General features: G+C 40.5%; 10 protein-coding genes. 4 read left to right on the top strand and 6 right to left on the bottom strand.

Going from position 1 to position 10,617, the window contains the following annotated elements; genetic code table 11:
• A partial coding sequence (locus tag CDG77_RS38185; RefSeq protein ID WP_223270088.1) for a hypothetical protein occupies positions 1-189 on the top strand: 189 nt, incomplete at its 5' end.
• A gap of 56 nt (positions 190-245) precedes the next feature.
• Here CDG77_RS38185 and CDG77_RS38180 read toward each other — a convergent pair.
• Positions 246-1,007 (bottom strand): hypothetical protein, encoded by a 762-nt coding sequence (locus tag CDG77_RS38180; protein ID WP_223270087.1) that lies wholly within the window; start codon positions 1,005-1,007, stop codon positions 246-248.
• A 161-nt stretch (positions 1,008-1,168) separates the two neighbouring features.
• On the opposite strand from CDG77_RS38180, the gene CDG77_RS31630 reads away from it, so the two are divergent.
• Both CDG77_RS31630 and CDG77_RS31625 read left to right on the top strand, forming a co-directional pair.
• Entirely contained in the window at positions 1,169-2,035 is an 867-nt protein-coding gene (locus tag CDG77_RS31630; protein ID WP_094333166.1) for an aldo/keto reductase, read from the top strand.
• A gap of 209 nt (positions 2,036-2,244) precedes the next feature.
• Positions 2,245-2,784, top strand: a complete 540-nt coding sequence (locus tag CDG77_RS31625; RefSeq protein ID WP_094333165.1) for a GNAT family N-acetyltransferase — start codon at positions 2,245-2,247, stop codon at positions 2,782-2,784.
• A gap of 30 nt (positions 2,785-2,814) precedes the next feature.
• On the opposite strand, the gene CDG77_RS31620 is transcribed toward CDG77_RS31625, so the two are convergent.
• A complete protein-coding gene (locus tag CDG77_RS31620; RefSeq protein WP_094333164.1) occupies positions 2,815-3,513 on the bottom strand; it encodes a Crp/Fnr family transcriptional regulator in 699 nt (232 codons plus the stop codon).
• Positions 3,514-3,515: 2 nt separating this feature from the next.
• Positions 3,516-4,919, bottom strand: coding sequence for an amidase (locus CDG77_RS31615; RefSeq protein ID WP_094333163.1), 1,404 nt, complete (start codon positions 4,917-4,919; stop codon positions 3,516-3,518).
• 208 nt (positions 4,920-5,127) lie between these two features.
• Between CDG77_RS31615 and CDG77_RS31610 the strand changes: the two genes are divergently transcribed.
• Complete coding sequence (locus tag CDG77_RS31610) at positions 5,128-6,585, top strand: hypothetical protein (protein ID WP_094333162.1); 1,458 nt, start codon at positions 5,128-5,130, stop codon at positions 6,583-6,585.
• Between the two features lie 300 nt (positions 6,586-6,885).
• Here CDG77_RS31610 and map read toward each other — a convergent pair whose 3' ends face one another.
• From map to CDG77_RS31595, 3 genes are all read right to left on the bottom strand, one after another.
• Positions 6,886-7,713: a type I methionyl aminopeptidase gene (gene map, locus CDG77_RS31605; protein ID WP_094333161.1), complete on the bottom strand. Its 828-nt coding sequence runs from the start codon at positions 7,711-7,713 to the stop codon at positions 6,886-6,888.
• A gap of 281 nt (positions 7,714-7,994) precedes the next feature.
• A complete protein-coding gene (locus CDG77_RS31600) occupies positions 7,995-8,519 on the bottom strand; it encodes a cupredoxin domain-containing protein (protein ID WP_223270086.1) in 525 nt (174 codons plus the stop codon).
• A 101-nt stretch (positions 8,520-8,620) separates the two neighbouring features.
• A partial coding sequence (locus CDG77_RS31595; RefSeq protein ID WP_143857135.1) for a M16 family metallopeptidase occupies positions 8,621-10,617 on the bottom strand: 1,997 nt, incomplete at its 5' end.

Here is a 10,617-nt window from a genome sequence, read left to right as displayed (position 1 = left end):
CCTACAGCGCTGGATTCACCGCAACGCACTGGCTCCTCTACAATACCTAATTTCGTTCAAAAAGCAAATAGTAATCCTATAGTAACGGTTGATGTTGAAGAAAGTCCGATTGAACGTCTTAAAAAAAGTTTTACAGTAGGAAAAAGAAACAGCATATACCAGAGGCGGAGCGTGTCCGGCTCCGCTTAAGTTACAAGTAGTAGTACAAGCGAATGGGAAAATTATCTGTACGGCTCGCAGTAATGTTAAAACTTGAGGAATGAGTGGATTCTAGAGACTGCATATCTGATGCTACTTTCATCAGTATATTGTGGATTAATTGGGATTTCTTTGAAAGATTTTAATATAATTACAACCCGATAAAGCTTAGAGTATTTATATTGCTTTTCTTGGATATCAAAACGCAAAATACTTTCTAGTGGATATTCAATAACTTGGTTGCCACGCAGGCTTTTCCGTTCGATAAATACCCGATCGATACTCTTATAGAAAGTGCAGATAGTTACAGGTGAGGTTCCAAAATAAGCTGCGATCGCCATAATAATTAATATAGATAAATTTAAGAAAAATAAATAATTTCGCTGATTTTGCTGTACAAATAGAGAAGTTTGCCTAGAGTTGATAAAATCGTTAGTTTTCAAGGTAAATTCCCGATCCTCTTCATAGCTAACATGGGATAAAAGAGGAAAGTCTTGAAATGGAGTCACAATTATAACTTGATAAGTTCTCCCCCCTTTGCTAGTAGTCTTTGTCAGAATATATGCTTCTCTGGGGTCAAAGATTTTGAGTTTCTCCATACTTCCCAGCAAATTAAACCGCCTCAATTCACAGTTAACTTGAGTTGGCGAGACGCGATCGCAATTGAGACTAACTGAAGCAGCCTCAAAAAATAAGCAGTAAATTAAAAAGCCTAAACAGATAGTAAAAATGCAACACCCGATAAACCAATATCTGATTGGTCTATGCTTTAGCTGCAATCTAGTACGGGTTTCCTCTACAATTTTCATCAGTGCCTGTATATAGAATACTTAAGCCTTGAGTAGAGTATGCCCTTGGCAATCCATTCACCGATCGCTAAGTCTAAGTACTAGGGAGGATTTATTATCAATTGCTAAATAAGCTTTGGCTTGCTGGTAGATAATTAGGGCAGAAAGCTATAGCTAGAAGCATGGAAACCAAACAACTAGGAAAAACTGGTGTCTTTGTGAGTGCGATTGGCTTGGGTGGTATGCCCATGTCAATCTCTAATCGCCCTCCCGAATCGCAATCAATCGAAGTTATTCATCATGCTCTGGATTTGGGTATCACATTTATTGATACTGCTGACTCTTACTGCAAAGATGAGTCAGAAAAACACCACAATGAGCGACTAATTCACAAGGCGCTTGCTAGTTACAAAGGCGATATTAGCCAAGTAATTGTGGCAACAAAAGGCGGTTTAATGCGCCCCGATGGAAACTGGACACAAAACGGCAAGCCAGAACATTTACGCGAAACAATTCGAGTTAGTTTTGAGGCGTTGGGTGGTGATAAACCCATCGATGTTTGGCAATACCATTCTCCCGATCCTAATTACACCATTGAAGAATCTCTTGCGCCTGTGAAAGAAGCAGTAGAGGCAGGTTTGATTCGGTTTGTGGGAGTTTCTAACTTTTCCGTTGAACAAATTAAGCAGGCGCGAGATGTAGTAGATATTGTCTCAGTGCAGAATCAATACAGCCCTTGGCAACGACAACCAGAAAATGATGGAGTGTTGAAGTATTGCGAACAGCAAGGATTGACATTTTTGCCTTGGAGTCCCTTTGGTGGTAGATATCGCCATCAGGATTTGCAAAATATCCCTGCGATCGCTAACTTAGCTAAAGAAAAAGGTGTGTCACTATATAATATCGTTCTAGCTTGGTTGCGTTCTAAGTCGCCCGCTATTTTGCCAATTCCTGGAGCTAGCAAGGTTTCCAGCATTGAAGACTCAACACAAACTATCAATGTGAACCTATCTGATGAAGAAGTGCAAAAAATTGATCGGGCAACTTAATCATTCCCCAAATACCAATTCTTTGTGAGGCTGCGCCAAACCCTTTTAACTTCTTTCTTTGTGTTCTTTGCGTCCTTTGCGGTTCGTTTTTCTTTCTTGTACTTATGGTTTAGTGCATCTTCATCCAGAATTTGTATAACTATTGACAAGGCTGTACTCAAACTCTATGTGCTTATTGGTACACTCCAATAAGCACATAGAGAAAAGACATGATCTTAGAAACACACCGCTTGCTAATGCGTGACTTTGTAGAGGCAGATTGGCAAGCGGTTTTTGCCTATCAATCCGATCCTTTGTACTTGCGTTACAGTTATTGGACGCATCGCACACAGAAGGATGTTTCCGAATTTATCCAGATGTTTATTGGTGAGCAAAAAGAGCAACCAAGAACAAAGTTTCAGTTAGTTGTTGTCCTTAAAGAAGAAAATCAGCTTATTGGCAATTGTGGCATCCGTGTAAACGATTCTGAACTGCGGGAAGCAAATATCGGTTATGAATTAAATCCTCAGTTTTGGGGACAAGGTTATGCAACAGAAGCAGCACGGGCAATTTTAAAGTTTGGCTTTGAAGAACTGGGAATGCATCGGATCTGGTCTTGGTGTGTTGCAGAGAATGTTGCTTCTGTAAGGGTATTAGAAAAAATTGGTATGCGACGTGAGGGACATCTGCTGGAAAAAGAGTTAATTAAAGGCAGATGGTATGATAATTTTCTTTACGCTATCCTTGAGCAAGAGTGGAAAGCGAAGTAATTCTGCTTCTATGAGCTATTTATCTCAAACCTAATCTATATCTCCAGAGGCAACCGCATGTAATCTTTCAGTATCAAGTATAATAATCGTCCCACCCCGATGATAGCTAATTACTGACTTGAGACTTTTAATCAACCGCACACATTCTTCGTAAGTAATGCCGCTACTTCGAGCCATGCGATAATAAGACAACTTGACTTTTAAACACTCGCCTTGTGGACTTAATTCAGTTCCCGATTCAGCAGCAAAATATTGAATTAATCTGGCAAGGCGAACAATCGCTCTTTCAGAAACTAATCCGTGGACTGTTTCATGAAATTGCTGAATTCGACTGTTAAAAACCATCAGCATTCGTAATGCAATTTCAGGATTTTGCCCAATCGCTTTTAATAAAGCATCTCGTTCTACAGTGAGAGTTTCACAATCAAATTCAGCAGTTATAGTTGCCGGGGATATTCCATTTCCTAATAAAGCAGGAGCCGCAAAAATTTCCCCAGCAGCTAAGGTGCGGAGAATTGTTTCTTTCCCCTTCATTGCTGTTTTGGTAACTTGAATTGCTCCACTGACAACAGCATAGAGTTTTGCTGGTAAAGCATCACCTTCATGGAGAATAATCTCTCCTTTGCGATGGCGTTGCACCTGAGTGTAAGGTTGCAAACTTACTTTGTCTGCTGTTTCTAAACCTGCAAACACAATAATTTGCGAAAGTTGTTCCAGGGATGCCTGCATAATTAGCCTGATATTGCCAAGGCTGGACGATGATGAATCCAAGGGTTAGCTGCTTCTAATTGTGCTGCTAGGCTGATGAGTGTAGCTTCAGCCGCAGGTTTACCAATTAGCTGCACACTCATGGGTAAACCCTTACTATCAAAGCCTACAGGAATTGCGATCGCAGGTTGTCCAGTTGCATTGGCAGGGGGACAAGGGGCAACCCACTCAATAATATTTTGGAATGTCTCTTCTGGACTCAGCGAAGCCCATTCCCCCACGCGGATAGGTGAATGCAGATAAACTGGCAATACCAGCACATCAACGGTATCAAAAAACGCCACAATCTGCCGTGCTATTATCTGCATTTGGGAAACTGCTTTCAGATAGTCAGCGACAGAACCTGTGCGTGCAAATAGCCAGCGATTCATTGGTTGTAAGGCTTCAACCGGAAGTCCCGCCGCAGCTACTCCAGCTTGCCAAACGATTTGAAATGGTTCGACTAAACCGCTAAAATCTGGAGATTTCTGTTCAACTTCATGGCCGAGTTGTTCTAATAACTGGACTGTTTGACGGACACCTTGCTGACAGTTGGCATCAGCTTCTCCCAAAGGAGAAATGCTAGTGTCAAAGGCAATTCGCAAAGCACCAAGTTTTGTCTGAGTGGCGGCGAGAAATGATGGTTCGGGATCTGGCAACCAGTAAGGATCGCCTGTGACATAGCCACTTATGGCATCCAAAAGGGCAGCAGCATCAGCCACAGTTCGGGCGATGGGGCCGTTGACGGCAATTCCAGCGAGGCGTTCGCCGACGGGTGCTTTACTCACTCTGCCTCTGGATGGTTTGATTCCTACCAAACCACAACAAGCCGCAGGGCCGCGAATCGAACCGCCGCCATCAGAACCTTGAGCGATCGCACATAATCCTGCTGCTACCGCTGCCGCCGCGCCACCACTGGAACCACCAGGGGTATATTCTAAATTCCACGGATTTCTCGCTGGCGGAAAACCCGTAGGTTCGCTGTATGGAAATGAACCTAATTCGGAAGTGGCTGTTTTCCCAAGAATAGTAAACCCAGCTTGCTTAATCCGCGTTACAACACCATCATCATAATTAGGGATATTGTTCAGTAATGCTGGATTACCATAAGTACACGTAACATCAGCTACAGCATTCAAATCTTTAATGGAAATTGGCACGCCAAAAAATGGCGGTAATTCTGAGGTAGTTGTCAATAATTCTGTTTTGGCTTTGGCATCTGCGATCGCTAATTCTGCCGTCACCGTAAAATAACTTCCTAATTGGGGATTTAACTGTCCAATCCGTTCTAAATATATTTCCACCAACTCTAGGGGTGACACTTCTCGGCGACGAATTAATTGCGCCAACTCTAGTGCGGGGGTAAATGCTAAATCAACTTCATTCATAAGTTAGTGAATGGGTAATTTTGTCTTTCTCTGGGATTTTTAAACTGAAATTGTTACTTTAGCAGGATTTACGGGAATTATACATTTTATAGCTCCTAAGCTTTGTCACTCAACTAGGATGCTCAGATGCAACAGATGTGGTTATGTTCTGACTCAAGCCATTTTAATTGTTTCGTATAAACTTTCGACAAATCCCTAAGAGGTATTTATGGCTAACCTAGAAATACTTGTTAGTGAATTGCCAACACTAATTCAGAGTTTAAAACTGACTATTGGCGATTCTAATGAAATCATGGAACAAATTATCTCGATCGATAATGCTCAAGAGCAACTACGCAATATTAAGAAAATAATTATTCAAGAATTAAAATTTGATAATATCAAAAATTCTGCGATCGCTACACTTCCGCGAATAAATACTGTAGCTAGTGTTGGATTATTAGAGCCAGCGATCGCAGAAAAATTTGGACATTCAAAAACTAAAATATCATTAACTGATTTACAATCCAAAATCGATGGCTGGATTGAGTGGGGTTATTTTTTGCAGGCAATAGCTGGTGATATTCTCAGTGACGATCGTTTGGTCAATCAACTAAATTTTGACATTAATCATCTCAGCTTATCCGCCCAATTTCAGTTAATTACTGAGGGTTTAAAAATTAACTTAGTCCTTGAAAATTATCATATTTTAGGACATCAAATTACAAAAATTAGTAATTATCAAAAAGAGTTAGTAGAATTACAACAAAAGTTAAATTATATTTTTGACACTATTAAAAATAGTCGTAGTTTATTAAATATTTTATTAGGGGTGTCTGCTTTCTTTGGCAAATCTGGTTTTGCTTTAGAATGGTTAGACGATGACCACGAATTAATTATATCAAGTGATGGTAAATTTCAAGAATTGACGGATATTCTTAATGATTGTGATTATTTTAAAGATAAAATTGCTGCTTTAATTCTTCATAGTGAAACTTTAAAAGAACAAGCAGAACACGCCCTAAAAAAGATTGAAGAAGAAAGTAGTAATAAACCAATTATTAGCCAGCATGTAGAGAAATTACCAAAATTATCGACACCAAAAATAGTCCGTTCAGCTTTGATTATAGCTTCAAGTTTAGTAATTTTAGGTTTTGGTGGTTGGAAACTTAAGGAGCAAAGCCACCAATGGCAACAGACTAATCTAAGTTTAATTCAAGAAGGGAGTGCCTTAGCTAAGTTTAAATCTGCTCAAAAACTTGGTATGGAAGCAGCTTCTTTAGTTCAAAAACCACCACATCCTCTAAAAGTCTGGCAACAAGCCGAAACTAAATGGCATCAGGCAATAATCTTGTTAGATAGTATTCATGATAAAACATCGGTTTCTGATAGAGCAAAAAACAAATTAGCTTACTATCGAATTAACTATAAATCTATCACTCAAAGAGTCATAATTGAAAAGAAAGCTTTAAACAACTTTGAATCAGCCCAAAAACTAGCGATAGAAGCTAATTTATTTTTCAATAAATCGCCTCATTCGCCACTAATTCGGCAGCAGGCACAAGACAAATGGAAACAAGCAATCAGTTTATTAGAAGCAATTCCAAATAGTACGTCTGTCTCTATACAAGCTAAGGAAACACTTAATATTTATAAAACTAATTATGCGTCTATCAGCGAAATATAGCAGTTAGAACCTATTTATAAAGTAAATAAAAAGTTAGGGTGTGTTATGGCTGTGTAGGAATTTGAAGGTTTGAGAAAGTCTAATTTAGCCGTAACGCACAATATTTACCGGTGCGTTACGCGCTGCTTTAACGCACCCTACAATTTAAGCTTTACTTTATAAATGGTTCTTATCGCTCCGATGAGTATCAAGTTTTAATTGATTGAGAAGTAAGTTGGTAGTAAGGACTTTAGTCCTTGTTTTCTAAGGACTGTTCGCGCAGCGTTCCCGCAAGGTAGTACTTACTACAAACATTAACAATTACACCTTAGAACGGTCAGTCAAAATCTCATAACCAGTATCTGTTACCAAAACTGTATGCTCAAACTGAGCCGACAAAGAATTATCCACGGTGACTGCCGTCCAACGGTCAGATAATGTCCGAGTGTGTCTAGAACCCGCATTTAAAATTGGCTCAATTGCCAGCGTCATCCCCGCACGAAGTTTAACATTTGGCATCTCGCGGGTACGGTAGTTGAATACTGAAGGTTCTTCGTGCAAGTTACGACCAACACCGTGTCCAGTGAATTCTTCGACTATACTAAAGCCGTTAGCTTTCACATGGTCTTCAATTGCTCCAGCTAAGTCAAGTAGGTATACACCAGCTTTTACTTGTTCAATGCCCTTAAATAAAGCTTCTTCTGCGACGCGAATTAATTTAGCAGCTTCTTCTGTCACTTCACCGACAGCAATTGAAATGCAAGAATCACCATGAAAGCCTTGGTAATAAGCGCCGGTATCTACTTTTAATACATCTCCCACGCGAATCACTTTCTTCGGGCTAGGAATGCCATGTACTGCTTCATTATTAATGCTGGAGCAGATAGAACCGGGAAAACCGTGGTATCCTTTAAAACTTGGTGTTGCCCCCATTTCGCGGATGCGTTTTTCAGCGTGAGCATCCAAATCAGCCGTTGTCATTCCTGGCTTTACTAGCTCGGAAATTTCTTTGAGAACAGTTGCCACAATTGCCGATGATTGTCGCATGATTTCAATTTCACGCGATGATTTAATTTCAATTCCTCGTCCCTTTTTTTTTGATGTTGCAGGCTGAGTTGTTTGAGAAAGTAAGTTACTGAAAATGTTCATAGGAAATTAATAATTACTGGTAGCTTTGTCGATGAAGTATGAATGCTTTCTCTAGATTACTTGAGAAATAATATCTATAATTTAAGTTATTTTAATCCCTGATAGGGATTCTTGCAGTTTAGCTGCGTAATGTATATATAATAACATATTAGCCTCCTCCTGATGTTTTAGACTTCAATCAAAATTGCTCTAACTTATTTTTCGCTGCACACGATAGAATTTAGCTCAATTATCTTTAATTGAAACATTAGACGGTTATTCAATACTAAGTCTAAGAATTTTTAATTTTTTATGGCAATTTCTCCAGTCATACCTGCTTCCGTATGTCCCGATATTGAACAACGTAAGCCATAAGTTCCAGATTTCAGAGGCACAAATACCCATTCTGCCTCAGCATCCGGCTTGAGTTCCAGTTCGTGAATGGCTCCTTTGACTTCTACTTTGCCTGCTTGAACTTTTTGTGTCCAGATGCCATCGGCAAAATCTTTAGCAGTAAAATAGTGCTTCAGTTGGCTGGGATTGGTAAGCCGGAGTTGATAGCGTTTACCAGCCTCGAATTCTAGATGATTTGGCTCAAACTTGAGTTCGTTAGCCAAATTACCTAAGCTAATTGTAATTTCTGTGGCTGGTTGCTTGAGCAAATCGCCAGATAAATTCGCTGCCATTGCTGGAGTAGCAGCGATAAAATTTAAGCTGAGAAACAACGTTAATATAACGTACTTCCGACGTAATATTTGCAGCCAAGCAGTGTTTGGTAAAGTAAGAGATGTAATTACAATTTGGTATAAATGGTTGTAAATTTTCATCGGTAGTCCTCAAAAGGCAATGCTGATGAGCAAGAACAATTAATAGATAGCGGTAACAACCGCTTTACCTATTCTTTATTATCCATGCCCAGCGCCCATCTCTACCTAATGCTTTTTTCTGCTAACACAGATGGCCCAGCAGTCACGACTACGATTTTATCTGGGTGGAGTAATTCACGAGCCGCTTGATTAACTTGCTCAAAGGTTACTTTCTGGAGTTTGTCAGTAAAGGAATGTAATTCTACTTTATCTAGTCCGTACACCTCATTCATCAGAATTCTATCTGTTAATTCTTCTGGGTTTGCCAGGGAAACGTTGTAGTTGCTAATGAGGGTGCGTTTAGCTGTTTCTACTTCCAGTGCAGTTACGCCTTGTTGATGGATTTGCTGTAGTATTTGACGAGTACTAGCGATCGCTTTACTGCTATCTTCTGGACTAGTTTGCATTTCTATCAAAAATGTGCCCGCATTCTTCCCAGTATGGAAGTAGCTATAAATTCCATAGCTCAAACCTTGGCGATCGCGCACTTCTGCACCCAGTCTACTAGATAAGGTATCCCCTCCCAAAATCTGGTTCAATACTAAGGCTGCATGAAACCGAGGATCGTAACGGTTAATACCTGTGTAACCCATATATGTCACAGCTTGGGCTTTACCTGGTAAGACTGGGTTGACACTGACTATTTTCTCCGGCATTGATACCGGGGGATATTTTAATGTGGGTGCTTGGCCGCTAACTTGCCAGTTACCAAACTCATTTTGAATGAGCGATCGCACTTTGTCTAGATCGAAATCTCCTACCAGCGCCAACACTGTCGTATCTGGACGATAATGTTTAGCTTTGAAATCAATCACATCTTGGCGCTGAATCTGCTGTAAACTCTCTTCTGTGGGAAAGGTATGTAAAGGATGTTTTTTCGGGTAAATTGACTGAACAAATATTCTTCTGGCTACTTCTGATGGCTCATCTAATTCCAGTTGCAAATCAGTTAAAGTTTGTTGGCGGTGCAATTCCAACTCTTTTGCGGGAAAGGTACTATTTTTAACAACATCTGCCAATATCTCCAGAATTATCGGCAAATCCCCTGCTAAACTATCACCTTCGATATGCACACCTTCACGATGGACTTCAAAGTTGAGACTCGCCCCTCGTTCTGCCAATACTTTAGCAATAGTTAAGACATTTTTGCTCGTAGTACCATTTAGTAAATTCTCTGATACAAAAGCAGCCAGTCCCGCTTGATTCTCAGGATCGAATTCTGTCCCGGCTTGAATGTAGCCGCTCAGGGTAACGGTGGGAGTGCTACGATCTGGTAACAGTAATATCCGCAGTCCGTTGGTAAGTTTAAATTCCTGTGGTAAGACTTGGGCAATCGCATCTGTAACCAAATCCACAGGCGGTAAGTATTTCGCCACCTCAGAAGGAAGCACAGGCACGCCAGGAGAGAAATTTTCGGTAGTTTGGGCTGAGTCTGGTTTGTCACTAACCCCTGTTACCTGCTTTTGGGTTGGTTCAAAAAAGCCTACTGTCCGAGATTCTTTTGTGAGGTATTTATTAATCACAGTTACAACATCCGTCGGCTTCACCAGACGAACAGCAGCCAAATAGCGGTCTGTGTAGCGATAATCACCAACAGTTGTCTCGTCATTACCCAAACGCATTGCTTGAGAGGTAATATCACGGTTACTCAGAATTACATCTGCTGTTAATTGGGTTTTGGCTCGTTCTACTTCTTCAGTTGTCACACCTTTTTCTGCTACATTAGCGATCGCGCTACTCAACACTGAATCAATTTTTTTCAAATCTTGTTTAGAACCAGCCGTCACCAAAACCTCATACCAGCCAGATTCTCGCAAACTGGTAACGGATGCTGTAACTTCACTAGCTAAACCTGATTCCACCAATGCCTGATAAAGTCTAGAATTTCGTCCCTCTGTAAAGATGTAATCCATCACATCCAGCATTGGTACATCTGGTTGATTCGCATCTGGTAGCGGATACACAACTTGTAACAGTCGCCCTGCTCCTGGTTCTCGCAACACTATGGGAGTGGGGAGTGGAGAATGGGGAGAAGAGTTAATAAGCAAATGCCCAATTC

Origin of the sequence: Nostoc sp. 'Peltigera membranacea cyanobiont' 213, assembly GCF_002245975.1 — a bacterium.
GTDB lineage: Bacteria > Cyanobacteriota > Cyanobacteriia > Cyanobacteriales > Nostocaceae > Nostoc.
This window is presented reverse-complemented; position numbering and strand designations above follow the sequence as displayed.